At 71.9% G+C, this 23,391-nt stretch carries 27 protein-coding genes; 15 read left to right on the forward strand and 12 right to left on the reverse strand.

The genetic code is table 11. From position 1 onward, the window contains the following. Position 1: 1 nt before the first annotated feature. The 11 genes from ald to der all read left to right on the forward strand — a co-directional run bounded on the left by ald (position 2) and on the right by der (position 11,484). Positions 2-1,117, forward strand: coding sequence for an alanine dehydrogenase (gene ald, locus HUT19_RS31595; RefSeq protein WP_176187524.1), 1,116 nt, complete (start codon positions 2-4; stop codon positions 1,115-1,117). A gap of 487 nt (positions 1,118-1,604) precedes the next feature. Then, positions 1,605-2,648, forward strand: coding sequence for a ParA family protein (locus tag HUT19_RS31600; protein WP_254885880.1), 1,044 nt, complete (start codon positions 1,605-1,607; stop codon positions 2,646-2,648). Beyond that, positions 2,633-3,223, forward strand: coding sequence for a hypothetical protein (locus HUT19_RS31605; protein WP_176183719.1), 591 nt, complete (start codon positions 2,633-2,635; stop codon positions 3,221-3,223). Before HUT19_RS31600 ends, HUT19_RS31605 begins: the two co-directional genes overlap by 16 nt. 386 nt (positions 3,224-3,609) lie before the next feature. After that, complete coding sequence (locus HUT19_RS31610; RefSeq protein ID WP_254886253.1) at positions 3,610-5,025, forward strand: segregation/condensation protein A; 1,416 nt, start codon at positions 3,610-3,612, stop codon at positions 5,023-5,025. After that, entirely contained in the window at positions 5,022-5,684 is a 663-nt protein-coding gene (gene scpB, locus HUT19_RS31615; RefSeq protein ID WP_176183721.1) for an SMC-Scp complex subunit ScpB, read from the forward strand. The genes HUT19_RS31610 and scpB overlap by 4 nt, the downstream gene beginning before the upstream one ends. Continuing rightward, positions 5,684-6,778 carry a pseudouridine synthase gene (locus HUT19_RS31620; protein ID WP_176183722.1) on the forward strand — a complete coding sequence of 365 codons (1,095 nt, stop codon included), beginning with the start codon at positions 5,684-5,686 and terminating at the stop codon, positions 6,776-6,778. Before scpB ends, HUT19_RS31620 begins: the two co-directional genes overlap by 1 nt. Before the next feature lie 204 nt (positions 6,779-6,982). Further along, positions 6,983-7,345, forward strand: coding sequence for a chorismate mutase (gene aroH / locus HUT19_RS31625; RefSeq protein ID WP_176183723.1), 363 nt, complete (start codon positions 6,983-6,985; stop codon positions 7,343-7,345). Then, positions 7,342-8,427 carry a prephenate dehydrogenase gene (locus HUT19_RS31630; RefSeq protein ID WP_176183724.1) on the forward strand — a complete coding sequence of 362 codons (1,086 nt, stop codon included), beginning with the start codon at positions 7,342-7,344 and terminating at the stop codon, positions 8,425-8,427. Before aroH ends, HUT19_RS31630 begins: the two co-directional genes overlap by 4 nt. Positions 8,428-8,571: 144 nt before the next feature. After that, complete coding sequence (gene cmk, locus HUT19_RS31635) at positions 8,572-9,288, forward strand: (d)CMP kinase (RefSeq protein ID WP_176183725.1); 717 nt, start codon at positions 8,572-8,574, stop codon at positions 9,286-9,288. Then, on the forward strand, positions 9,285-9,962 hold the full coding sequence (locus HUT19_RS31640; RefSeq protein WP_254885881.1) for a 1-acyl-sn-glycerol-3-phosphate acyltransferase: 678 nt from the start codon (positions 9,285-9,287) through the stop codon (positions 9,960-9,962). Before cmk ends, HUT19_RS31640 begins: the two co-directional genes overlap by 4 nt. Positions 9,963-10,020: 58 nt before the next feature. Beyond that, positions 10,021-11,484: a ribosome biogenesis GTPase Der gene (der, locus tag HUT19_RS31645; RefSeq protein WP_176183727.1), complete on the forward strand. Its 1,464-nt coding sequence runs from the start codon at positions 10,021-10,023 to the stop codon at positions 11,482-11,484. A gap of 36 nt (positions 11,485-11,520) precedes the next feature. On the opposite strand, the gene HUT19_RS31650 is transcribed toward der, so the two are convergent. Continuing rightward, positions 11,521-11,979, reverse strand: a complete 459-nt coding sequence (locus HUT19_RS31650; protein ID WP_176183728.1) for a hypothetical protein — start codon at positions 11,977-11,979, stop codon at positions 11,521-11,523. 5 nt (positions 11,980-11,984) lie between these two features. Further along, a complete protein-coding gene (locus tag HUT19_RS31655; RefSeq protein ID WP_176183729.1) occupies positions 11,985-12,890 on the reverse strand; it encodes a hypothetical protein in 906 nt (301 codons plus the stop codon). 279 nt (positions 12,891-13,169) lie between these two features. On the opposite strand from HUT19_RS31655, the gene HUT19_RS31660 reads away from it, so the two are divergent. Then, on the forward strand, positions 13,170-14,408 hold the full coding sequence (locus tag HUT19_RS31660) for a glycosyltransferase family 4 protein (protein WP_176183730.1): 1,239 nt from the start codon (positions 13,170-13,172) through the stop codon (positions 14,406-14,408). Positions 14,409-14,482: 74 nt separating this feature from the next. Continuing rightward, positions 14,483-15,361, forward strand: coding sequence for a hypothetical protein (locus HUT19_RS31665; RefSeq protein WP_176183731.1), 879 nt, complete (start codon positions 14,483-14,485; stop codon positions 15,359-15,361). A gap of 19 nt (positions 15,362-15,380) precedes the next feature. Here the strand turns inward: HUT19_RS31665 and HUT19_RS31670 are convergent, their stop codons facing one another. Further along, positions 15,381-16,568, reverse strand: a complete 1,188-nt coding sequence (locus tag HUT19_RS31670) for an epoxide hydrolase family protein (RefSeq protein WP_176183732.1) — start codon at positions 16,566-16,568, stop codon at positions 15,381-15,383. A gap of 63 nt (positions 16,569-16,631) precedes the next feature. Here HUT19_RS31670 and HUT19_RS31675 point away from each other — a divergent pair, with 63 nt between their 5' ends. Further along, the gene (locus tag HUT19_RS31675; protein WP_176183733.1) at positions 16,632-17,603 is read left to right on the forward strand and encodes a YafY family protein; all 972 of its coding nucleotides are present in this window, start codon (positions 16,632-16,634) and stop codon (positions 17,601-17,603) included. Positions 17,604-17,616: 13 nt separating this feature from the next. On the opposite strand, the gene ctaD is transcribed toward HUT19_RS31675, so the two are convergent. The 9 genes from ctaD to gvpO form a co-directional block, all read right to left on the reverse strand. Beyond that, on the reverse strand, positions 17,617-19,293 hold the full coding sequence (ctaD, locus tag HUT19_RS31680; RefSeq protein WP_176183734.1) for a cytochrome c oxidase subunit I: 1,677 nt from the start codon (positions 19,291-19,293) through the stop codon (positions 17,617-17,619). Positions 19,294-19,409: 116 nt separating this feature from the next. Then, positions 19,410-19,688, reverse strand: a complete 279-nt coding sequence (locus tag HUT19_RS31685; RefSeq protein WP_176183735.1) for a gas vesicle protein K — start codon at positions 19,686-19,688, stop codon at positions 19,410-19,412. Continuing rightward, positions 19,685-19,876, reverse strand: coding sequence for a gas vesicle protein (locus tag HUT19_RS31690; RefSeq protein WP_176183736.1), 192 nt, complete (start codon positions 19,874-19,876; stop codon positions 19,685-19,687). Before HUT19_RS31690 ends, HUT19_RS31685 begins: the two co-directional genes overlap by 4 nt. Continuing rightward, positions 19,873-20,712 (reverse strand): GvpL/GvpF family gas vesicle protein, encoded by an 840-nt coding sequence (locus tag HUT19_RS31695; RefSeq protein WP_176183737.1) that lies wholly within the window; start codon positions 20,710-20,712, stop codon positions 19,873-19,875. The genes HUT19_RS31690 and HUT19_RS31695 overlap by 4 nt, the downstream gene beginning before the upstream one ends. After that, positions 20,712-20,993 (reverse strand): gas vesicle protein, encoded by a 282-nt coding sequence (locus HUT19_RS31700; protein ID WP_176187526.1) that lies wholly within the window; start codon positions 20,991-20,993, stop codon positions 20,712-20,714. Before HUT19_RS31700 ends, HUT19_RS31695 begins: the two co-directional genes overlap by 1 nt. A 23-nt stretch (positions 20,994-21,016) precedes the next feature. Next, positions 21,017-21,223, reverse strand: coding sequence for a gas vesicle protein GvpG (locus HUT19_RS31705; RefSeq protein WP_176183738.1), 207 nt, complete (start codon positions 21,221-21,223; stop codon positions 21,017-21,019). Continuing rightward, positions 21,223-21,942, reverse strand: coding sequence for a GvpL/GvpF family gas vesicle protein (locus HUT19_RS31710; protein ID WP_176183739.1), 720 nt, complete (start codon positions 21,940-21,942; stop codon positions 21,223-21,225). The genes HUT19_RS31705 and HUT19_RS31710 overlap by 1 nt, the downstream gene beginning before the upstream one ends. Further along, complete coding sequence (locus HUT19_RS31715) at positions 21,939-22,397, reverse strand: gas vesicle structural protein GvpA (RefSeq protein WP_176183740.1); 459 nt, start codon at positions 22,395-22,397, stop codon at positions 21,939-21,941. Before HUT19_RS31715 ends, HUT19_RS31710 begins: the two co-directional genes overlap by 4 nt. Before the next feature lie 51 nt (positions 22,398-22,448). Next, on the reverse strand, positions 22,449-22,760 hold the full coding sequence (gvpO, locus tag HUT19_RS31720) for a gas vesicle protein GvpO (protein ID WP_176183741.1): 312 nt from the start codon (positions 22,758-22,760) through the stop codon (positions 22,449-22,451). Positions 22,761-23,144: 384 nt separating this feature from the next. On the opposite strand from gvpO, the gene HUT19_RS31725 reads away from it, so the two are divergent. Then, a complete protein-coding gene (locus tag HUT19_RS31725; protein WP_176183742.1) occupies positions 23,145-23,360 on the forward strand; it encodes an I78 family peptidase inhibitor in 216 nt (71 codons plus the stop codon). The last annotated feature ends 31 nt before the right edge of the window (positions 23,361-23,391 follow it).

Here is a 23,391-nt window from a genome sequence, read left to right on the forward strand (position 1 = left end):
CGTGAAGGTCGGTATCCCCCGCGAGGTCAAGAACAACGAGTTCCGTGTGGCCATCACCCCCGCCGGTGTGCACGAGCTGGTCCGCAACGGCCACGAGGTCTTCGTGGAGCAGAGCGCGGGCCTGGGCTCCTCCATCACGGACGCGGAGTACACCGCGGCCGGTGCGCGCATCCTCGACACCGCCGACGAGGTCTGGGCCACGGCCGACCTGCTGCTGAAGGTCAAGGAGCCCATCGCGGAGGAGTACCACCGCCTGCGCAAGGACCAGACCCTCTTCACTTACCTCCACCTGGCCGCCTCCCGCGCCTGCACCGACGCGCTGCTGGAGTCCGGGACCACCGCCATCGCCTACGAGACGGTCGAGACCGCGAACCGCGCGCTGCCGCTGCTCGCGCCGATGTCCGAGGTCGCGGGCCGGATCGCGCCGCAGGTCGGCGCCTACCACCTGATGCGCTCGGCCGGTGGCCGCGGTGTGCTGCCGGGCGGTGTTCCGGGTGTGGCCGCGGGTCGCGCGGTGGTCATCGGTGGCGGTGTCTCCGGCTGGAACGCCGCGCAGATCGCCATCGGCATGGGCTTCCACGTCACCCTGCTGGACCGGGACATCAACAAGCTCCGCGAGGCCGACAAGATCTTCGGCACCAAGGTGCAGACGATCTCCTCCAACGCCTACGAGCTGGAGAAGGCCGTCCTCGAGGCCGACCTCGTCATCGGCGCGGTGCTCATCCCGGGCGCCAAGGCCCCGAAGCTGGTCACCAACGAGCTGGTCTCCCGGATGAAGCCGGGAAGTGTCCTTGTCGACATCGCGATCGACCAGGGCGGCTGCTTCGAGGACTCCCGTCCCACCACGCACGCCGAGCCGACCTTCACGATCCACAACTCGGTCTTCTACTGCGTGGCCAACATGCCGGGCGCGGTGCCGAACACCTCCACCCACGCGCTCACCAACGCCACGCTGCCGTACATCGTGGAGCTGGCCAACCGCGGCTGGCGCGAGGCGCTGCGCCGGGACGCCGCCCTGGCCAAGGGCCTCAACACCCACGAGGGTCAGGTCGTTTACGGTCCGGTCGCCGAGGCGCACGGACTGCCCCACGTCGAACTGAGCACCCTGATCGGCTGACATAACGGCGGACGGTCAACCCGGACCGTCAACAGCGAGTCAACACCGGGCATCCGGCCGGGTCTTGCCGAAGGGTGGGACCCGGCCGCTGGTGTGTCCGACGCCGACCTGTGCGCAGGGCGGCGTCAGGCTGGTCAACTCGCCCTGAATGTAACTCTTCAGACGCTTTGTACGGTGGTGAAATCGCTCCGCCGCCGTTCACACGCCCTTGACATCGGGGTGTTCGATTGCCGACACATCATGCCGTCTCCGGTGGATTGTGTTGCTGCGGACCGCCGACACGCCATAGAGTCGCCAACCGTCGGCATGGTGTCACGCTGACCTATCTAGAAATTTCCTGGTCACCAAGGAGGTAGGACGACTTGTGAATGAGTCGACATTTTCTCCCGGGGGTGGTCAACCAGGACCGGCTACGCGGGGCCAGGGTCCCTCGGAGCTCGAGGCTGTCGGCTCCGTCGCTGTCCGCACCTTCGCAACCCAGCAGAGCATGACGACAGCCCACCAGAGCCAGAGCATGGACGGCCATCACGTGAACGCCATGGCCGGCGACCAGGGGGGCACGGATCCCGCCCGCTTCGCCGACTACGACGACCTCCCCGACGGGCACTTCTACGACCCGGACGCCGAGTACGAGCCCGACCCCGAGTACGCGGCCACACTCGCGCCCGACGCGGCCCGCCAGCGCCGCGAGCGCATCGGCCCCACCGGGCGGCCGCTGCCGTACTTCCCGATTCCCGGTCCGCTGACCGACCACGGCCCCGCGAAGATCATCGCGATGTGCAACCAGAAGGGCGGGGTCGGCAAGACCACTTCCACCATCAACCTGGGCGCGGCGCTGGCCGAGTACGGCCGCCGGGTCCTGCTGGTCGACTTCGACCCGCAGGGCGCCCTGTCGGTCGGCCTCGGGGTCAACCCGATGGAGCTCGACCTCACGGTCTACAACCTGCTCATGGAGCGGGGCATGGCGGCCGACGAGGTGCTGCTCAAGACGGCCGTGCCCAATATGGACCTGCTGCCCAGCAATATCGACTTGTCGGCTGCCGAGGTGCAGTTGGTCAGCGAGGTCGCCCGGGAGTCCACCCTTCAGCGCGCGCTCAAGCCGCTGATGGCGGACTACGACTACATCGTCATCGACTGCCAGCCCTCGCTCGGTCTGCTCACCGTCAACGCGCTCACCGCGGCGCACAAGGTGATCGTGCCGCTGGAGTGCGAGTTCTTCGCGCTGCGCGGTGTGGCCCTGCTCACGGAGACGATCGAGAAGGTCCAGGAGCGGCTCAACCCCGAGCTGGAGCTGGACGGCATCCTCGCCACGATGTACGACTCGCGCACCGTGCACAGCCGTGAGGTCCTCGCCCGCGTGGTGGAGGCGTTCGACGATCACGTCTACCACACGGTCATCGGCCGTACGGTCCGCTTCCCGGAGACCACCGTCGCGGGTGAGCCGATCACCACGTACGCGTCCAACTCCGTCGGTGCCGCCGCCTACCGCCAGCTCGCCAGGGAGGTGCTCGCCCGGTGTCACGCCGAGTGAGTCTGCCGGGCGCCGACGAACTGTTCCGCACCACGGGAGGGATGGGGCTCCAGTCCTCCTCTCCCGCGTCCGGCCGCCGCCAGGCGAACGGCGAGGCCGCCCGGGTCCCGGCGCCCGCCGCCGAACCCGACACGGCCGCCGAACCGCACGAGGACGGTACGACCGACCGCCGCCCGGAGGACGAGCAGTCCGCCGCCGCCGAGCACACGGGCCGGGAGACGGCCGCCGGCCCGCAGGACGCCGCCGAGCGGCGCCCCGCGGCGGCGGGCCGCCCCAAGGCCCGCCAGGCCGGCGGCGGGGCGGGCCCGGCCGAACAGGGCGGCGCCGCCCGCCGCCGCGCCCGCGCGGCGAACCGGCGGCCCAGCGGGCGTGAGCGGCACGACGAGAAGATCACGGTCTATGTCTCCGCCGAGGAGCTGATGGACCTCGAACACGCGCGCCTGGTGCTGCGCGGCGAACACGGACTCGCGGTCGACCGCGGCCGGATCGTCCGCGAGGCGGTCGCGGTCGTCCTCGCCGACCTCGAGTCGCGCGGCGACGCGAGCATCCTGGTGCGCCGCCTGCGCGGCCGCTGACCGGGCCGGGCGATAGCCTGCCCGGTCAGACGGGCTGTCCCGCCCGGCCCTGAGCACCCTGGACCGCGATGCCGACGAACGACGCCTCCGCCCCGCCGCCCCGCCGCCGCACCCTGGGCCGCGGCCCCGGCGCGGCCCCGTCCACCCAGCCGTCACCGGCCCCCGCCCCACCCGCCGAAGCGCCTCCGGCGCGGGCGGGGTCGGTGGAGGGTGTCCCGGCCGCAGTCGAGCCGCACACGGCTCCGTGGGCCGATGGGTCCGTAGCGGAGGCCGTGCCGGGTGGCGGGGCATGTGATTCCGACGCCGGGGCGTCCCCTGCTGAGCGGCGCACGGAGGTGTCGGCTGCCGAGCCGCGTGGCGCTGCGGCCCCGGCCGAGTCGCAACCCGTGCCGTCGGCCAGTGAGTCCGCGCCGGGTTCCGGTGCCGGGGCCGTCGAAGCCGCTGCGGCTCCGGCGCGGGCGGGGTCGGTGGGGGCTGCCCCGGCCGCTGTCGAGTCGCGTGGGGGGTCTTCGGCCGGTCGGCCGGCGGTGGAGCCTGAGGCCGATGTGCGTTCCACGCCTCCGGTCGAGCGGCACGCGGACCCGTCCGCCGGTGAGTCCGTGCCGGCCGCGGGGGCGTCCCCTGCTGAGCCGCGACCGGTGCCGGGGGGTTCCGGGGATGCCGTACCGGGCCCTCCGGTGGGGTCCCCGGCCTCGGGGGCACGTGATGCCGCCGCGGCCACCGGATCTCCGCCCCGGACAACCACTCGGGGGGCCCGTGCGGCGGGCCTTGCCCCGCGGCCTGAGCCCGATCCGGCTCATGCGCGGGCCGAGGAGGGGGCCGACGGGCCCGTGCGGCCCGCGGGTGACGGCGCGGGGGCACCGAGCGGGGAACCGGGCGGCGAGGCCGTCAGCGGGCCGTCAGCGGCTTCGGCCGACGACGCGCCCCATGAGGGAGCCGAAGACGACGGCACCCGCTTCATTCTGCGGCTCGACAACTTCGAGGGGCCCTTCGACCTCCTCCTTCAGCTGATCTCCAAGCACAAGCTGGACGTCACCGAGGTCGCCCTGTCCCGGGTCACCGACGACTTCATGGCGTACATCCGGGCCATGGGGCCGGACTGGGATCTCGATCAGACCACCGAGTTCCTGGTGGTCGCGGCGACGCTGCTCGATCTCAAGGCGGCCCGGCTGCTGCCCGCCGCCGAGGTGGAGGACGAGGCCGACCTCGCGCTGCTCGAGGCGCGCGACCTGCTGTTCGCGCGGCTGCTCCAGTACCGCGCGTACAAGCGGATCGCGGACATCTTCAACGACCGGCTGATCAGCGAGGCCGCCCGGCACCCCCGTACCGTCGGCCTCGAGCCGCACCACGCCGAGCTGCTGCCCGACGTCGTCATCAGCATCGGCGGCGAGGGGTTCGCCAAGCTGGCCGTGAAGGCGATGCAGCCCAAGCCCAAGCCGCAGGTGTACGTGGATCACATCCACGCCCCGCTGGTCAGCGTGCGCGAGCAGGCCGAGGTGGTGGTGGCGCGGCTGCGCGAGCTGGGGGAGGCCAGCTTCCGGACGCTCACCGAGGACGCCCCCGACGTCCTCACCGTCGTAGCCCGCTTCCTGGCGCTGCTGGAGCTCTACCGGGAGCGCGCGGTCCTGCTGGACCAGCCGGAGGCCCTCGGCTCGCTCATGGTGCGCTGGACCGGCGTGGACGGTGAGCAGCCGCTGGTCACCGATGAGTTCGACCAGGAGGCCGGAGCCCGGCAGGAGCCGCCCGAGGGGCGGTCCGAGGGACGGTCGGAGCAGAAGGAGAAGCAGGAGGTACGGAGTTGAGCGAGCAGTGGACCCCCGCCGCGGCCTCGGACGTCGCGGCGCTCGACCTCAAGCCCGCTCTGGAGGCGGTCCTCATGGTCGTCGACGAGCCGGCCACCGAGGAGCACCTCGCCAAGGTACTGGAGCGGCCGCGCCGCGCGGTCGCGGACGCGCTGCGCGAGCTGGCCGACGAGTACGCGACCCAGTGCCGCGGCTTCGAGCTGCGGCTGGTCGCGGGCGGCTGGCGCTACTACACCCGCCCCGCCTACGCCGCCGCCGTCGAGGGCTTCGTCCTGGACGGCCAGCAGGCCCGGCTCACCCAGGCCGCTTTGGAAACCCTCGCGGTGGTCGCGTACCGTCAGCCGGTCAGCCGTTCCCGGGTCTCGGCCGTCCGCGGCGTCAACTGTGATGGCGTGATGCGGACCCTCCTCCAGAGGGGTCTGGTCGAGGAGGCGGGCACGGAACCCGAAACAGGTGCGATCCTGTACAGGACGACGAACTACTTCCTGGAGCGGATGGGCCTGCGGGGTCTGGACGAGCTTCCGGAGCTCGCACCGTTCCTCCCCGAGGCGGACGCGGTCGAGGGCGAGTCCCAGGAGGGTGTGCCGTCGTTCGACCCGGACGCCGTCGACGCCGATGACGCGGACGACGGAGTAGGCCACTCTCAGACGGAAACTTGATGCGAAGCAGCGGCAGGAACAACAGGGGCAGCGGCGGCAGCGGTAGCGGCGGCAGGAGCTACCGCGGCGCGGGGAACCGGCGCGACGACAAGCAGAAGCGCACGGGCCGCCCCCGTCCCGAGGAGCGCCGCTACGACGTGGGCGGAGCCCCGAAGAGCGGTGGCGGCCCCAAGGGCGGCCCCAAGGCGGGTCCCCAGGGCGGTCCCAAGCCGGGTGCCAAGGGCGGCCCCAAGGGCGGCGCGGGCGCCGGTCGCGGCCGCAAGCCCGGCGGCGGCCCGTCCCGTCCGCGCGAGTACGACGCGCAGATAGAGGAGCGCAACCGGGCCCGCCACAACAAGCCCCAGGTCAAGCTGCCCAAGACCTTCGGCGAGCAGGAGGGCGAGCGTCTCCAGAAGGTTCTGGCCCGCGCCGGTATGGGCTCGCGCCGCGCCTGCGAGGAGCTGATCGACCAGGCCCGCGTCGAGGTCAACGGCACGATCGTCACCGAGCAGGGGCTGCGCGTCGACCCGGAGAAGGACGAGATCAAGGTCGACGGGCTGACCGTGGCCACCCAGTCGTACCTGTTCTTCGCGCTGAACAAGCCCGCCGGAGTCGTCTCCACCATGGAGGACCCCGACGGCCGCCAGTGCCTCGGTGACTACGTCACCAACCGCGAGACCCGGCTCTTCCACGTCGGCCGCCTGGACACCGAGACCGAGGGCATCATCCTGCTCACCAACCACGGCGAGCTGGCCCACCGCCTCACCCACCCCCGCTACGGCGTCGCCAAGACCTACCTCGCCGCGATCCAGGGCCCGCTCCCGCGCGACCTGGGCAAGCAGCTGAAGAACGGCATCCAGCTCGAGGACGGCTACGCCCGCGCCGACCACTTCAAGGTCGTGCAGAACACCGGCAAGAACTACCTCGTCGAGGTGAGCCTGCACGAGGGTCGCAAGCACATCGTGCGGCGCATGCTCGCCGAGGCCGGGTTCCCGGTCGACCGGCTGGTGCGCACCGGCTTCGGCCCGATCGCGCTGGGCGACCAGAAGTCCGGCTGGCTGCGGCGGCTGACCAACACCGAGGTCGGCATGCTGATGCGCGAGGTCGATCTCTGACCCGCACCGGGGTCGTCCGCCGACGGCTCCCGCGCGCCGCGCCCCGCCCCCCCCGCCCCCCGCGTCTCGCGGGGCGGTCGCGGCGGGAGTCCGCCCGGCCCGCTCGTTAGGCTGACCGTGAGCGCGCCGGGACCCGCGTCCACGGCGGCGCGGCACGGGTGACACAGGCGCCCACAGGTGACACACGCGCAGGGGAGCACAGACGTGGCGGTACGAGCGGTCCGCGGGGCAGTCCAGCTGGAGCGGGACGAGTCCGGCCATATGCGGCAGCAGGTCTCGGAGCTGCTGACCGCGATCCTGGAGCGCAACGGCCTGGTGCCGGACGACCTCATCAGCGTGTGGTTCACCGCCACCCCCGATCTGCACAGCGACTTCCCAGCGGTCGCCGCACGCAAGCTCGGCATCACCGACGTGCCGCTGATCTGCGCCCAGGAGTTGGACATCGAAGGCGCCATGCCGCGGGTCGTCCGCATCCTGGCGCATGTCGAGACGGACCTGCCCAAGTCCGACGTCGCCCATGTCTACCTCGGCGCCGCGGCCTCCCTCCGCAAGGACATCGCCCAATGAGAACCGCACTCGTCATCGGCACCGGCCTGATCGGCACCTCCGCCGCGCTGGCCCTGGCCGGGCGCGGGGTCCACGTCCATCTCGCCGACCACGACGCGGACCAGGCCCGTACCGCCGCCGCGCTCGGCGCCGGTACGCAGGAGGAGCCCGACGGGCCGGTGGACCTGGCGATCGTGGCCGTACCGCCCGCGCACGTGGCGCGGACGGTCGCCGATGTGCTGCGCCGCGGTGCGGCCCGCGCCGCGCTGGACGTGGCCAGCGTCAAGGGCGGCCCGCGCCGGGAGCTGGAGGCCCTGGGCTGCGATCTGACCCGCTACATCGGCACCCATCCGATGTCCGGCCGGGAGCGCTCCGGTCCGCTGGCCGCCACCGCCGACCTCTTCGAGGGGCGGCCGTGGGTGCTCACCCCCGGCCGGGACACCGACACCGAGGTGCTCAACCTCGCCCTCGAACTGGTGGCGCTGTGCCGGGCGGTGCCCGTGGTGATGGACGCGGACGCCCACGACCGCGCGGTGGCGCTGGTCTCGCACACCCCGCATCTGCTGTCCAGCATGGTCGCCGCGCGGCTGAAGGACGCCGACGAGACCGCGGTACGGCTGTGCGGGCAGGGGATCCGCGATGTGACCCGGATCGCCGCCTCCGACCCGGCGATGTGGATCGACATCCTGTCCGCCAACCCCGGTCCGGTCGCCGATGTGCTCGCGGCGGTGGCCGCGGACCTCGACGAGACGGTACGGGCGCTGCGCGGCCTCCAGTCCGCCGACGAGGCCAAGCGCGGCGACGGCGCCACCGGGATCGAGGACGTGCTGCGCCGCGGCAACGCCGGGCGCGAGCGGGTGCCGGGCAAGCACGGCGCCGCCTCGGCCGTCTACGAGACGGTGACGGTGCTCATCGGCGACCAGCCGGGCGAGCTGGCCCGGATCTTCGCCGACGCGGGCCGGGCGGGCGTCAACATCGAGGACGTCCGGATCGAGCACGCCACCGGACAGCAGGCGGGCCTGATCCAGCTGATGGTGGAGCCCGCTGCGGCACCCGGCCTCACCGCGGCGCTCCGCGAGCGGGGCTGGTCGGTCCGGCAGTGACCGCGGGGCGGTGCGCGCGCCGCCCCGGCCCGGCCGGTCCCCGTGGTCCGGCCATGACCATGCTGTCCGGAGCGGTCGTGTGAACCAGTAACCTTGTCCGAGGCCCCATCCGCCCCGTTCGACCCAGCCCCGTGCACACGAAAGGTGTCAGTCACCGTGGAAACCGCCGCCCGGACCGCCCCGGCAGCAGTGATTGTCGCGATCGACGGCCCCGCAGGCACGGGCAAGTCCAGCACCTCCAAGGCCGTCGCCGCCAAGCTGGGCCTCGGCTACCTGGACACCGGCGCCCAGTACCGGGCGATCACCTGGTGGATGGTGAACAACGGCATCGACGTCGAGGACGCCGTCGCCGTGGCCGACGCCGCCGCCAAGCCGGTCATCGTCTCCGGCACCGACCCGGCCGCCCCGACCATCACCGTCGACGGCACCGATGTCGCCGGGCCGATCCGCACCCAGGACGTCACCTCCCGGGTGAGCGCGGTCAGCGCGGTCCCCGAGGTGCGGGCCCGGATCACCGAGCTCCAGCGGACCATCGCCACCGAGGCACCGCGCGGCATCGTCGTCGAGGGCCGGGACATCGGCACCACGGTGCTGCCCGACGCCGACGTCAAGATCTTCCTGACCGCGTCCGCCGAGGCGCGGGCCGCCCGCCGCAGCGGTGAGCTCAAGGGCAAGGAGGCCGTGGACCTGGCCGCCACCCAGGCGGCGCTGGCCAAGCGGGACGCCCTGGACTCCGGCCGGAAGACCTCGCCGCTGGCCAAGGCGGACGACGCCATCGAGGTGGACACCACCGAGCTCACCCTCGAGCAGGTCATCGAGTGTGTGGTCACCCTCGTCGAGGAGAAGCGGACGGGCGTGTGACCGGACCCGCCGACACACTGCCGAGCGCGGCCGGAGCCGCGGTGGGACGCCGGATCGGCATCGGGCTGATGTACGGGCTGTGGCGGCCGCGGGTGCTGGGCGCCTGGCGGGTGCCCGGCACCGGACCGCTGATCCTCGCGGTGAACCACACCCACAACATCGACGGCCCGATGCTGATGGGCACCGCGCCGCGGCCGGTGCACTTCCTGATCAAGAAGGAAGCGTTCATCGGTCCGCTGGACCCGTTCCTGCGGGGTATCGGGCAGCTCAAGGTGGACCGAACGACCGCCGACCGGGCGGCGATCACCACCGCCCTGGGCCTACTGGAGCGCGGCGGGGTGCTGGGGATCTTCCCCGAGGGCACCCGCGGCGAGGGCGACTTCGCCTCGCTGCGCGCGGGGCTCGCGTACTTCGCCGTCCGCTCCGGAGCGCCGATCGTGCCGGTGGCCGTGCTCGGCTCCGGCGACCAGCGCGATGGGGACGGGCGGGTCAGGACGGTGCCCCGGCTGCGCAGCCGGATCGACGTGGTCTTCGGTGACCCGTTCGAGGCGGGCGACGGCAGCGGCCGACGGACCCGGGCGGCCCTGGACGAGGCGACCACGCGCATCCAGAAGCGACTGGGCGCGCACCTGGGGAACGCCAGGCGGCTCACCGGCCGCCGCGACGAGACATGAGATCCGCGAGCCCGTACGACGGGCCCGCGGCCTGAGGGACGACGAGGAACGTAACTTCATGAACGACCAGATCCACAGTGGTGGCGACGAGCACGGAGAGCTTGGCGACGCCGAGTACGCGGAGTTCATGGAGCTCGCCGCACAGGAGGGGTTCGACCTCGAGCAGGTCGAGGGCGACCTCGCCGCGGCCGGACACGGTCCGCTGCCCGTCCTGGCCGTTGTCGGCCGCCCCAATGTCGGCAAGTCGACCCTGGTCAACCGCATCATCGGCCGCCGTGAGGCGGTGGTCGAGGACCGCCCCGGGGTCACCCGGGACCGGGTCACCTACGAGGCCGAGTGGTCCGGCCGCCGCTTCAAGGTCGTCGACACCGGCGGCTGGGAGCAGGACGTGCTCGGCATCGACGCGTCCGTGGCCGCGCAGGCCGAGTTCGCCATCGAGGCCGCCGACGCGGTGGTCTTCGTGGTGGACGCCACGGTGGGCGCCACCGACACCGACGAGGCCGTGGTCAAGCTGCTGCGCCGGGCGGGCAAGCCCGTGGTGCTGTGCGCCAACAAGGTCGACGGGCCCAGCGGTGAGGCGGACGCCGCCATGCTGTGGTCGCTCGGCCTCGGCGAGCCCCACCCGGTTTCGGCACTGCACGGCCGCGGCACCGGCGACATGCTGGACGCGGTGCTCGAGGCGCTGCCGGAGGCCCCGGCCCAGACCTTCGGGGCGGCGCTCGGCGGACCGCGCCGGATCGCCCTCATCGGCCGTCCCAACGTCGGCAAGTCCTCGCTGCTGAACAAGGTCGCGGGCGAGGAGCGGGTGGTCGTCAACGAGATGGCGGGCACCACCCGCGACCCGGTCGACGAACTGATCGAACTCGGCGGCGTGACCTGGAAGTTCGTGGACACCGCCGGTATCCGCCGACGGGTCCACCTCCAGGAGGGCGCCGACTACTACGCCTCGCTGCGCACCGCGGCCGCTGTGGAGAAGGCCGAGGTCGCGGTCATCCTGATCGACACCAGCGAGTCCATCAGCGTCCAGGACCAGCGCATCATCTCGATGGCGGTCGAGGCCGGACGCGCGATGGTGGTCGCCTACAACAAGTGGGACACCCTCGACGAGGAGCGCCGCTACTACCTCGAGCGCGAGATCGAGACCGAGCTCGGACAGATCCAGTGGGCGCCGCGGGTCAATGTCTCCGCGCGCACCGGCCGTCATATGGAAAAGCTCGTCCCGGCGATCGAGACGGCGCTGGCCGGATGGGAGACCCGGGTCCCCACCGGGCGGCTGAACGCCTTCCTCGGCGAGATCGTGGCCTCGCATCCGCACCCGATCCGCGGCGGCAAGCAGCCCCGCATCCTGTTCGGGACGCAGGCCGGGACCCGGCCGCCGCGGTTCGTGCTGTTCGCCTCGGGCTTCCTGGAGGCGGGCTACCGCCGCTTCATCGAGCGGCGGCTGCGCGAGGAGTTCGGCTTCGAGGGGACGCCGATCCAGATCTCGGTGCGGGTGCGCGAGAAGCGCGGCCGCAAGAAGTAGCGGCCGCGCGGGGGTGCGCACACCTCCCGCACCGGTTCAGTAGTCGTGCCCCCGCCCGTCGCGCCGACTCGGCGGCAGGGCGGGGAGATAGCCGCGGTAGTACAGCCCGCCGGTGTCCCACGACCCGCTGTGGCCGGCCGCCCGGCCGTGGCCGCCGCCGGTCAGACCGCGGGGCTGACCGGTGTGGCCGATGGCGCTGAACGCGACGAACCCCAGATCCTCCTCGTCCGAACGGTCACCGGGCAGCGCCCGGAACAGCCTCCGGTACTCCGCGTACAGCGCGTCGTAGATCGGCGTGGCGGAGACCCGCCAGGGGTCGGCCGATGCCTCCAGCGCGGGGCGCATCGCCGGAATGTAGCCGTATGAGGGGGGACGATGGGGGAGGTCGTATGCGTGCACGTATGTGCCAACGACCCGGCCGCCCGTCGGATGCGGCATCGGTGGCGAATGGGCTGCCCGCGGCAGGTGGGCGGGGCCGGGGACGGCGGAGGCCATGAGCGTCAGGTGCCGGCGAGCGGCATCGAGGCGCCGACCAGCGCGCCGCTCGCCGCGGCCCGGTCCAGCGCCGCGCGCAGCTGGTCCTCGCGCGGCTGGGTGCCGATGGTGCCCGCCGGAGCGGCGTAGATCATCACCTGCCGGGAGCGGTTGGCGGCATTGCGCCAGCCCTCGCTGAGCGGCATCGGGCGGTGCGCCTGCCACCAGGCCACCGGGGCGCCGCCGTTCGCCGACGGCATCAGCACCGCGTGCAGCTGCCCCATGGCGATCAGCACCGACCAGCCGTGGTTGGGTCCGGGCGGCCGGTTCAGATCGACGACCGGCAGAAAGCCCTGCTCGGTCAGGAGTGACAGGAAGTCGTCGCCCTGGCCGGATCCGGGCCGGGTGATCGGCGCCGTCGGCTCGACCACCAGCGCGGGCCGCGCCTCTCCGCCCACCAGCACCACCCCGCTGGTGACCCCGAGCACCGCCTGCGGCGACGGGGCGGCCCGCCCCGGCTGCTGCGGCGGGTCCTGGACGGCGGCCTGGGCCCGGGGCTGCGCCGCCCCGGCATAGCCGGACGGGGCGGCGGACGCGTACTGCGGGGCGGCGGACACGCCGTGCGGCACCGCCTCCGCGAGCGGATCGGCGGTGTCCTCCCCGGTGATGGAACGCACCGCGCCGCGCAACTGCTCCTCGGCGACCGGTACCACCTGGGAAGGGACGCAGGTCGCGTGCGCGAAGGCGAGCACGGCCGTCTCCTGCCCGACGAAGAGGACGGTGCTGGTGCGCTCCTGGTCGGTGTTGCCCGGGGTGCGGCAGGACGTGCAGTCGTAGGCGCCCGGGGCATTCTCACCGGCGAGCAGCCGGTCGGCTTCTTCGTCGCCGATCTCGGCGCGTACGTCATCGCTGACGTCGAGCATGCGCGGCACGGGTGGCTCCTCGGTATCGGTGCTGTGCCGGGCGTCTCCCGGCTCATATGGAGAACAACGGGCCAGCCACGGCGGGGGTCACGCCGCCTTGCCGTCCCTGGCTCCGATGCGTCAGATCCCCTCGGCGTTCCCTCGGTTCGCTACCGATTTCACATCTGTTCTGGAACAAAGCGGTGATGGGGCCCAACCCGGCAACCGGGGACGAAGTCCTACCAGGTGGTAGGCGGACGAGTCGCTCGTCCGCGGGGAACCAGTGGGATACGGGGACGACGGGGACGGATGCACATCTCATTCCTGATTCACAACGCGTACGGGATCGGTGGGACGATCCGGACCACGTACAACCTCGCCCGCACCCTGGGCGAGCAGCACGACGTGGAGATCGTCTCGGTGTTCCGGCACCGTGATCAGCCGATCTTCGACCCCGGGCCGCATGTGCGGCTCAGCCATCTGGTGGACATCCGCAAGGGAAGCCCCACCTACGACGGAGCGGACCCCGAGCACGCCCGCCCCGCGAAGGTCTTCCCCACCAGCGAGGGCCGTTACCAGCAGTACAGCGCGCTCACCGACCGCCGGATCGCCGAACACCTCAGGCAGGTGGAGGCCGATATCGTCGTCGGCACCCGCCCCGGCCTCAATGTGCACATCGCCCGTGAGGCGCGCCGCGGCCCGATCCGCGTCGGCCAGGAGCATCTGACGCTCAGCACCCACTCCCGGGGGCTGAAGCGGGCGCTGCGCGGCGTCTATCCGCGGCTGGACGCGGTCACCACCGTCACCGAGGCCGATGCCGAGACCTACCGCGGCCAGATGCGGCTGCCGGGGGTGCGGATCGAGGCGGTGCCCAACAGCGTGCCCGAGCCCGGTCTCGAGCCCGCCGACGGCACCAACAAGTGGGTCGTGGCGGCCGGGCGGCTGGCCCCGGTGAAACGGTACGACCTGCTGATACGGGCCTTCGCCAAGGTCAGCGCGTCCCGGCCGGACTGGCGGCTGCGGATCTACGGCGGCGGCGCCCAGCACGACAAGCTGCGCGCGCTGATCGACAAACTCGGCCTGTACAACAACGTCTTCCTCATGGGCCCGGCCAATCCGCTGGACCCCGAGTGGGCCAAGGGCTCCATCGCGGCCGTCACCTCCAGCCTGGAGTCGTTCGGCATGACCATCGTCGAGGCGATGCGCTGCGGGCTCCCGGTGGTCTCCACCGACTGCCCGCACGGCCCGGCCGAGATCATCGACAACGGGGTGGACGGCCGTCTCGTCCCCACCGGCGACACCGACGCCATCGCGCGAGCCCTGCTGGACCTGATCAACAACGACGAACTGCGGCAGCAGATGGGGCAGGCGGCGCTGAAGGACTCGGCCCGTTTCGACCCCTCCCGGGTGGCCGGGCGCTACGAGTCCCTCTTCGCCGGCCTCGTCGCGCGCAGCGGGCTGCGCGGCACCCTCCACCGTGCCCGCGGCACCCTGCTCAGCGGCGCGCTGGCGACGAAGGACTCGCTGCGGAAGGTGCGGGTGGCATGAGTGCTCCGAGCGGAGATGCGGCCATGACGTCAGCGGGGGCAGCGGAGCGAACGCGGCAGGAGCAGGGAAACAGCATGAGCGAAACCGGAGAGGCCGCCCCCACCCGCGCCGACTGCGTGGCGGATTCCGCCGGTGGGCTCACCTTCCACATCTCCGACTGGGTCCGGCCGCAGCCCGGCAGTTACGACGACTGGAGCGGTGCGCTGGTCCTGGTCCGCCGGGGCGCGGAGCGCCGCGACGACGGCGAGGTCCGGCTGCCGCTCGGCCCGACCGGGGACGGCCGTCTCCAGGCCGCGCTGCCGAGCACCGTCGCCCTGCCCGAGGGCCGCTGGGACGTCCATGTGTCCTATGGGGACGCCGACCCGCGGCGGCTGGCACCGGGGCTGAACGATCTGCGCTCGCTGGTCGACCGCAGACCCGGGCCGAGCACTTCACCGCTGTCCGTGCGCATCCCGTACGCCACCAAGCACGGCAATCTCTCGCTGCGCTGCTGGCGGCGGGCGCCGCACGCCGAGGCCGGGGAGATCCTGCTGGAGGACGGCACGATGGCCGTCCACGGTCGGCTCCACCGCGTCCGGTCCCCCGCGGAGTGGCTGGCCGGCGCGGTCCTCGAGGCACGCTGCCGCAGGGACACCGCCCGGGTGCGCACCGTGCCGGTCACCGCGGACGGCGCGGAGTTCTTCGGCACCCTGCCCTTCGCCGAGCTGACCGAGGACTGGGGCGGCGGCGCCGACGTATGGGACCTGTGGCTGCGTCCGGCGGCCGGAGACGGGGCCGGGGACGGGGCCGCGCCGTCCGCGCGGCTGGCGCGCATCCTGGACGACGTCCCGGACAAGAAGGAGATCTTCACCTATCCGTCCACCGCGGTGGCCGCCCCGCACGGCCAGGCGTGGGTGCGTCCGTACTACACCCGGAACAACGACCTGGCGGTGCGGGTCGAGGCGGCCGTCTGAGCCGCGCGGGGCGGTCCGCTCAGCGCAGCGCCCGGAAGAACCGCCGCAGGTCCCCGGTCAGCAGATCGGGGGCTTCCAGGGCGGCGAAGTGCCCACCGCGCTCGAACTCGCTCCAGTGGACGACGGCGTTGGACCGCTCGGCGACCGGCCGGACCGCGCGGTCCTCGGCGAAGTTCGCCACACCGGTGGGCACCGGGGACTTGGCGGGCGGCGGCCCCCAGACGCCGTCGCGGACGCTCTCGTAGTACAGCCGCGCCGAGGAGCCCGCGGTGCCGGTCAGCCAGTAGAGCATCACATTGGTCAGCAGCCGGTCCCGGTCGATCGCGTCCTCGGGGAGGGCGGCCGAGGGATGCGTCCACTCCCGGAACTTCTCCATGATCCAGGCGAGTTGGCCGACGGGGGAGTCGGTGAGGCCGTAGGCGAGGGTCTGCGGCCGGGTGGACTGGATCGCGGCGTAGCCCATCTGGTCCTGGGAGAAGCTGCCCGCGGCCAGCCGTTCGCGCTCCCGCTCGCTCAGTGCGGCCCGGTCCTCCTCCGACAGCGGACCGAGCGGGGCGAACCCCGCCGACGCGGCGTTCACATGCACCCCGGCCACCGCCTCCGGGGCCACCCGCCCCACCTCGGGCGAGATGATCGCGCCCCAGTCGCCGCCCTGCACCCCGTACCGCTCGTAGCCGAGCCGACGCATCAGCTCCGCCCAGGCGCGCGCCACCCGCCGGCTGCTCCAGCCCCGGTCCCGGGTCGGCCCGGAGAAGCCGAACCCGGGGATGGAGGGGATCACCAGATGGAAGGCGTCGCGGGGGTCGCCGCCGTGGGCGCCCGGGTCGGACAGCGGGCCGATCATGTCGAGGAACTCCACGACCGAACCCGGCCAGCCGTGGGTGAGCAGCAGCGGCAGCGCGTCCGGCTCGGGGGAGCGCACATGGAGGAAGTGCACCTGGGCGCCGTCGAGCACGGTGGTGAACTGCGGGTGCTCATTGAGCGCCGCCTCGTGCACCCGCCAGTCGTAGCCGGTGCGCCAGTGGTCGGCCAGCTCCCGCACATAGGGCAGCGCGGCCCCGTACTCCCAGCCCGCCTCCGGCAGCGCGTCGGGCCAGCGGGTGCCGGCCAGCCGCTCCCGCAGGTCGTCCAGCCGCTCCTGCGCGATCTCGATCCGGAAGGGGCGGATGTCCTCGGTGCTTTCCTGGTTCTTCCTGGTGATGTCCATGGCTCGAACGCTACGGACCCTTGCGGACAGGTGGTGTCCTCAAGGGCTGGCAGACTCGTCAACATGTTGGAGACCTCGGCACGACTGCTCCGCCTGCTCTCGCTGTTGCAGGCCCACCGCGACTGGTCCGGCGCGGACCTCGCCGACCGGCTCGGGGTGACCCCGCGCACCGTGCGCCGGGACATCGACCGGCTGCGCGAGCTCGGCTACCCTGTGCACTCCGCACCGGGCACGGCGGGCGGCTACCAGCTGGGCGCGGGCGCCCAGCTGCCCCCGCTGCTGCTCGACGACGACGAGGCGGTGGCGGTCGCCGTCGGGCTGCGCCAGGCCGCGGGCGGCGGTGTCGAGGGCATCGAGGAGACCTCGGTACGCGCCCTGGCCAAACTGGAGCAGGTGCTGCCGGACCGGCTGCGCCGCCGGGTGGGCGCCCTGAGCTCCTTCACCGTGCCGATGGTCGGCGGGTACCGCGGGGCCGGGGTGGATCCGGAGGTGCTGACCGAACTGGCCAACGCCTGCCGGGACTGCCACCAGGTGCGCTTCGAGTACCGCGACCACCAGGGCACGGTCAGCCGCCGCACCGCCGAGCCCCACCGGCTGGTCTGCGCCCAGCGCCGCTGGTATCTGGTCGCCTGGGATCTGGACCGGGCGGACTGGCGCACCTACCGCGCCGACCGGATCACCCCGACCCCGCCGCACGGTCCGCGGGTCGCCCCGCGCCGCCCGCCCGCCGACGACCTCGCCGCCTATGTCTCCCGGGGGGTGTCCACCGCCGCGTACGCCGAGAAGGCCACCGTGCTGCTGCGGGTCTCCGCCGAGCGGGCGGCCGAGCGCGTCTCGCCCTCGGCCGGGGTGCTGGAGGCGGTCGACGAGCACAGCTGTCTGCTGCACACCGGCGCCCACGGCCTCGATGTGATGGTGATCCACATCGTGCTGATGGGCTTCGACTTCGAGGTGCGCGAACCCGCCGGACTGACCGAGCGCGTCCGCCTGATCAGGGACCGGCTCGACCGTGCCCTGCGTCCCGCGGTGGCCTAGTGCCGCGGCGGCACTAGCGGGGCTTCAACTGCTGGTCCTGCTCCTGCTCGGCGAGCGCCACCTCCGGATGGTGCAGATCGAAGGCGGGGGACTCGGTGCGGATCTTCGGCAGCACCGTGAAGTTGTGGCGGGGCGGCGGACAGGAGGTCGCCCACTCCAGGGAGCGGCCGAACCCCCATGGGTCGTCCACCTCGACCCTCGTCCCGTACGTGGCCGTCCGCCAGACGTTGTAGAGGAACGGCAGGGTGGACAGCCCGAGCAGGAACGCCCCGATGGTGGAGACGGTGTTGAGCGCCGTGAAGCCGTCCGCCGCCAGATAGTCGGCGTAGCGCCGCGGCATCCCCTCCACACCCAGCCAGTGCTGCACCAGGAAGGTGGTGTGGAAGCCGACGAAGAGCGTCCAGAAGTGGATCCTGGCCAGCCGGTCGTCGAGCAGTTTCCCGGTGAACTTCGGCCACCAGAAGTAGAACCCCGCGAACATCGCGAAGACGACCGTCCCGAACACCACGTAGTGGAAGTGGCCGACCACGAAATAGGTGTCCGTGACGTGGAAGTCGAGCGGGGGCGAGGCCAGGATGACCCCGGTCAGCCCGCCGAACAGAAAGCTCACCAGGAAGCCGACGGCCCACAGCATCGGCGCCTCGAAGGACAGCGAGCCGTTCAGCATCGTGCCGATCCAGTTGAAGAACTTCACCCCGGTCGGCACCGCGATCAGAAACGACATCAGCGAGAAGAACGGCAGCAGCACCGCTCCGGTGGCGAACATGTGGTGCGCCCAGACCACCATCGACAGTCCGGTGATGGCCATCGTGGCGCCGATCAGCGTGACGTAGCCGAAGATCGGCTTGCGGGAGAAGACCGGGATGATCTCGGTGATGATGCCGAAGAACGGCAGCGCGATGATGTAGACCTCGGGGTGGCCGAAGAACCAGAACAGATGCTGCCACAGCAGCGCCCCGCCGAACCGGGCGTCGAAGACCACCGCCCCGAACCGCCGGTCCGCCTCCAGCGCCAGCAGCGCCGCCGCCAGCACCGGGAACGCCATCAGGATCATGATCGAGGTGAAGAGGGTGTTCCAGGTGAAGATGGGCATCCGGAACATCGTCATCCCCGGGGCGCGCATCGCCATGATGGTGGTCAGGAAGTTGACCGCGCCCAGGATCGTGCCGAAGCCCGCCAGCGCAAGACCCATGATCCACATATCGGCGCCGATCCCGGGGGAGCGCACCGCGCTGTTGAGCGGGGCGTAGGCGGTCCAGCCGAAGTCGGCGCCGCCGCCGGGCACCATCAGACCGCACACCACGATCAGCCCGCCGAACAGGAACAGCCAGTACGAGAGCATGTTGAGCCGGGGGAAGGCCACATCCGGCGAGCCGATCTGCAACGGCATGATCTCGTTGGCGAACCCGGCGAAGGTCGGGGTGGCGAACAGCAGCAGCATGATGGTGCCGTGCAGGGTGAACGCCTGGTTGAACGCCTCCTGGGAGACGAGCTGGAGCCCCGGCCGGGCCAGTTCGGCCCGCATCACCAGCGCCAGTGCTCCTCCGACGAGGAAGAAGCCGAAGGAGGTGATCAGATAGAGATGGCCGATCTTCTTGTGGTCGGTGGTGGTCAGCCAGTCCACGACCACCCGGCCCCGCCGCGGCAGCCGCACCCCGCCTGTCGTGGGGCGCGTGGTGTCCGCAGTCATCCAAGGCTCCCTCCGCAGTCATCCAAGGCTCCCTCCGCGTCCGGGGACCGGGTGCGAGACGGTTTCCCGCCATGATCACCGAACGAACGCCCCGATCCGGGGAGGGTTGCCGAGCGTCACCCCCTCGGGGGCAGCAGCGGACCGAGTGGCCCAAGGTCCATGTTGAGATCCGACGGCGCGATGCCGTAGCGCTCGCACAGCCCGCCCATCCGGTCCTCCAGCAGCATCAGCGTCAGGCCGATCCGCTCCTCCTGGTCCTCCGTCAGATCGCCCTGGTCCACCCGGCGCAGCGCCTGCCGCTCCATGAGCTGCCGCAGCAGCTCCACGACGGTCAGCACCAGCTTCATCAGATCGCGTTCGACGGTGTCCTGGTCCAGCTCCACCTTCCGGCTCACGGTTCCTCCCAGGGGGACGGCACGTTCTCGTTCACCGAGCTGATGAGCGCGCGCAGATCGATCCGGACGAGGTCGACGTCGGCGATCCGCAGGGTGAGGTCACCGGTGATCACCACACCGCCCGCGAGCAGCCGGTCCAGCAGGTCCACCAGGGCGATCTGCCGGTGGGCGAGGGGGCTCGTGGTCATCCGCCGGACCGCCCGCGCTCGGCGTCCTCGGCGAACGGGGTGACGAAGGAGTACGGCACCCACGGCCCGGTCAGCTCCAGGCGGACCCCCGGCGACCGCCGGGCCAGTTCCTCGACCCGCTCGGCGAACGCGGGGCCGTCCGCACGCGCCACCAGATAGGCGGCGTTGAGCACATTGCGGTCCTCCTCGCCGGAGAGCCGGGCGTCCTGCGGGGGATGCAGCCGGGCCTGCTCGGCGTGGGCGCACAGGGCGTCGTGCACCAGCCGCGCACCGTCCTCCGACTCCCCCCAGCGCCGCTCCGACGCCTGCCGTTCGGCCCGCCGCCTGCGCAGATAGTCGCGGCCGGAGACGGCGGTCGTGGGCGCGGCGGCCGGCTCCGCGGGCGGGGGCGGCGCGGCGTACACCTTGACACCCCATTCGACCCGGCCCTCCAGCCGGTCCAGCGCCTCGGTGAACCGTTCCCGCCCGGTCTCGAGCATGCGCCGCAGACCATCTTCGTCACGGCAGACGGTGGCCAGCCGGACCGGCACCACACCGGTGTCCGCTCCGGCGGCGTCCACCACCCGCGCATGGGCGCGGGCGATCCGCTCCAGCCACTCCAGTTTCTCCAGCCGCTCGCGCAGCGGCTCTTCGTCGAACTCCCCGGCCGGGACCGGGCCCGCCACCACGGCGAGCCCGAGATGGGCGACGGCGCGCACCGGTTCGCCCGCGACCCCGCGGAGGCCGGCCAGGGCCGTGTCCAGCGTGCCGGTGTCGCGGACGACGGCGTACGCGTACTGGAGTCCGTCCGCCCGAGGGTCCGTCTGCCGGGGACCCACCTGGGGTGCTTCCGCCATCAGCCGTCTTCCCGCCCTTCCAGCTCGTCCCGGGTGCGGGCGCGCGACGAGAGCGAGGGGTCGTGCTCCCACCAGTCGATGCCCATCTCCTTGGCCTTGTCGACGGAGGCCACGATCAGTCGCAGTTTGATCGTGAGAAGTTCGATGTCGAGCAGATTGATGCGGATGTCGCCTGCGATGACCACACCCTTGTCGAGCACCCGCTCCAGAATGTCGGCCAGGTTGGCCCCGCTCCCATCCCGGGCGGACAGCCCGCCCGGGGCTGGTGCGCGGGATGCCATGGGGGAGCCGTAGGCGGTGGTGGTCATAGGGTCCCGTTCGCCCATCGGCGCGCCTCCTCCATCCGGTCGAGCAGCACGTCCTCCTGCCGCTCGAACTCCTCCTCGTCGATCAGCCCCTCGTCCAGCTGGGTCTCCAGGGCGATCAGCGCGCCCTGGATGTTCGCTGGGTTGTAGTACTCCCGCTCCGCCTGGGTGAGGAGCTGCCGGAGCACCCAGCCGATCAGCAGCATCAGGAATCGACGAAGCTGTACGGCGGCAACGGTCCGTTGACCCGCAGCTTCAGCCGGGGATGGGCCTTCTCCAGCTCGGCCACCGCCTCCAGCAGGGGATCGGCGCCGTCCTTGGCCAGCAGTAGGGACAGGCTCAGGAACCAGCCGCCGCTCTCCGGGCCGGGGCGCACCGCCTCGGCGGTAGGGGTCAGGGCCTCCTCCACGATCTGCGCGTCCCGCACCTCGCGCGCCTGGACCGCACCGGCCACCAGCTCGCCGAAGCGCACCCGGTCCTCGTAGGTGCCGCCGCCCGAGGCGCGGTTGGCCTCGGCCGTCATCCGCAGCTCGGGCTCCTCGGAGAGCACCTGGTGCAGTACGGCGTTCTCGTCGTGGACCGCCTTGACGTTGTACTCCACCCGGTCCGCGAGCCGGGACAGCTGGTCGTGGTAGCGATCGGCGTGCTCGGACAGGACCGTGCGCACGTCGTCGTCGCTCGTCGACACCGAGCCGAAGCGCATCGGCAGTACCGGATGGGCGTCGCCCACCTCGGACAGCACCTGCTGATGGGCCAGCAGATCGCGGCGCCGGGGCTTGAGTTCGGCCGGGCAGTCGCTGACGATCGCGGACAGGTCGCCCTCGGTGAGCGCGCGGACCGGGAGCGGCGGGTCGCCGATACCGCGCAGCCGGTCGCCGAGGTCGGGAACCTCGCCCCGCGCGATGCCGTAGACGTAGGTGTTCACTCGTCCTCCTCCGCCTTCTTCGTCGACGACTTACGGGCGGTCGTACGGCGGCTGCGGGTACGGGTGGGCTCCTCCTCCCGCTCGTCGCCGCGGAGCGCGTCGGCCACGGTGTTGGCGGCCTTGCTGACCGTCTCCCCGGCGCCGGACAGCGCGCCCTTGGTCTTGCTGCGCGCGGCGCCCTCGGTGGCGCCGTCGAGGATCTCGGGGATGCCGGGGGACTTGTTGGGGCCGGACTCCAGGTCGAGCCGGTTGCATGCCTCGGCGAAGCGGAGATAGGTGTCGACGCTCGCCACCACGACACGAACGTCGATCTTGAGTATCTCGATGCCGACGAGGGAGACGCGGATAAAGGCGTCGATCACCAGCCCCCGATCGAGGATGAGCTCGAGGACGTCGTACAGGCCGCTGGTGCCGCCCCCGCCCCTGGACTGCTGTGCCGGGACAACGGTCGTCATGTCGAATCTGCTCCTCTCGTGTCCGGGCGGGGCCGTTGGCCCGCCGCCCGGTCAGCCGCGGTCACTTCGCCCGCGCTCGTAGCGGCGGATACGGCGGTAGCCGGTGAGCACGCCGTCCGGATCGAGAGTCAGCTCGTACAGAGCCATCAGGCTCATCGTCTCCGGTACCCGGGCCAGCTCCACCACCTCGGCGTCCAGCACCCATCCGTCCTCGGTCCGCTCCATCCGCGGCACCGACTCGGGATGCAGGCCCGTCAGCTCGGCGAGCTGTTCACGGGCAGAGCGCAGGAGCGCCACCGGGGACGGGCCGCCGGTCGCCTTCTTCTCGCGGGTCTCATCGGGTGAGTCAGTCGAGTCAGTCATGTTCGCTCCAGTGGCGGCGGGTACCGCGTCCGCCCCCGGGTAAACCCGACCGCTCGTGATCGGCGATTTGTGGTGGAATTGTGCGCTCCGACTACTTCCGGGCGATGTATTTCCGTCGGCCGCGCAATTTGTTCGGCGGAGAGTTCGGTGAGCCTGCGCTCTATATCAGACCAGCGCCGTTGGCGCGCGAAATCGGCGAAAAAGCTCGGTCATCTCAACGGCGTCAACCCGAACCCCGGAAGAGTGACAAAGTCGCCGACAAACCCGGGCGTGTTTTCTGTGACACAAGTGTGACGAGTGGCGGACTCGAGGCGGATGAGGCGATGCTTGCCGTGATCCAGCTCCCGCTTTCCCACCCGTTTGGCGCCGCCTACGGTGGCTGTCATGGGACCTGTACCGAACCTTCCGGCCGAACCCGACGACGACCTCGACAGCTATGTGGGACTCGACGCCAGTACCGCCGAGGAGGTGGCGCGGGAGCGCGGCTGGACCACCGTGCGGGCGCTGCCACCGGGCGCGATCATCACCATGGAATACCTCGTCGGCCGCATCAACTTCGAGGTGGCCGACAACGCCGTGCGGCGCTGCTGGCACGGCTGAGCCGCCCGTACCGCGCACCGGACACGACAGC

Source organism: Streptomyces sp. NA02950 (assembly GCF_013364155.1).
GTDB lineage: Bacteria > Actinomycetota > Actinomycetes > Streptomycetales > Streptomycetaceae > Streptomyces.

Excerpts from the sequence above, each read along its gene's own strand:
- HUT19_RS31600 (WP_254885880.1), top strand. The coding sequence starts at position 1,605 with ATGACGACAGCCCACCAGAGCCAGAGCATGGACGGCCATCACGTGAAC.
- HUT19_RS31620 (WP_176183722.1), top strand. The coding sequence starts at position 5,684 with ATGCGAAGCAGCGGCAGGAACAACAGGGGCAGCGGCGGCAGCGGTAGC.
- HUT19_RS31630 (WP_176183724.1), top strand. The coding sequence starts at position 7,342 with ATGAGAACCGCACTCGTCATCGGCACCGGCCTGATCGGCACCTCCGCC.
- der (WP_176183727.1), top strand. The coding sequence starts at position 10,021 with ATGAACGACCAGATCCACAGTGGTGGCGACGAGCACGGAGAGCTTGGC.
- HUT19_RS31650 (WP_176183728.1), bottom strand. The coding sequence starts at position 11,979 with ATGGCCTCCGCCGTCCCCGGCCCCGCCCACCTGCCGCGGGCAGCCCAT.
- HUT19_RS31660 (WP_176183730.1), top strand. The coding sequence starts at position 13,170 with ATGCACATCTCATTCCTGATTCACAACGCGTACGGGATCGGTGGGACG.
- HUT19_RS31665 (WP_176183731.1), top strand. The coding sequence starts at position 14,483 with ATGAGCGAAACCGGAGAGGCCGCCCCCACCCGCGCCGACTGCGTGGCG.
- HUT19_RS31670 (WP_176183732.1), bottom strand. The coding sequence starts at position 16,568 with ATGGACATCACCAGGAAGAACCAGGAAAGCACCGAGGACATCCGCCCC.
- HUT19_RS31675 (WP_176183733.1), top strand. The coding sequence starts at position 16,632 with ATGTTGGAGACCTCGGCACGACTGCTCCGCCTGCTCTCGCTGTTGCAG.
- ctaD (WP_176183734.1), bottom strand. The coding sequence starts at position 19,293 with ATGACTGCGGACACCACGCGCCCCACGACAGGCGGGGTGCGGCTGCCG.
- HUT19_RS31690 (WP_176183736.1), bottom strand. The coding sequence starts at position 19,876 with ATGACCACGAGCCCCCTCGCCCACCGGCAGATCGCCCTGGTGGACCTG.
- HUT19_RS31695 (WP_176183737.1), bottom strand. The coding sequence starts at position 20,712 with ATGGCGGAAGCACCCCAGGTGGGTCCCCGGCAGACGGACCCTCGGGCG.
- HUT19_RS31700 (WP_176187526.1), bottom strand. The coding sequence starts at position 20,993 with ATGGCATCCCGCGCACCAGCCCCGGGCGGGCTGTCCGCCCGGGATGGG.
- HUT19_RS31705 (WP_176183738.1), bottom strand. The coding sequence starts at position 21,223 with ATGCTGCTGATCGGCTGGGTGCTCCGGCAGCTCCTCACCCAGGCGGAG.
- HUT19_RS31715 (WP_176183740.1), bottom strand. The coding sequence starts at position 22,397 with ATGACGACCGTTGTCCCGGCACAGCAGTCCAGGGGCGGGGGCGGCACC.
- gvpO (WP_176183741.1), bottom strand. The coding sequence starts at position 22,760 with ATGACTGACTCGACTGACTCACCCGATGAGACCCGCGAGAAGAAGGCG.
- HUT19_RS31725 (WP_176183742.1), top strand. The coding sequence starts at position 23,145 with ATGGGACCTGTACCGAACCTTCCGGCCGAACCCGACGACGACCTCGAC.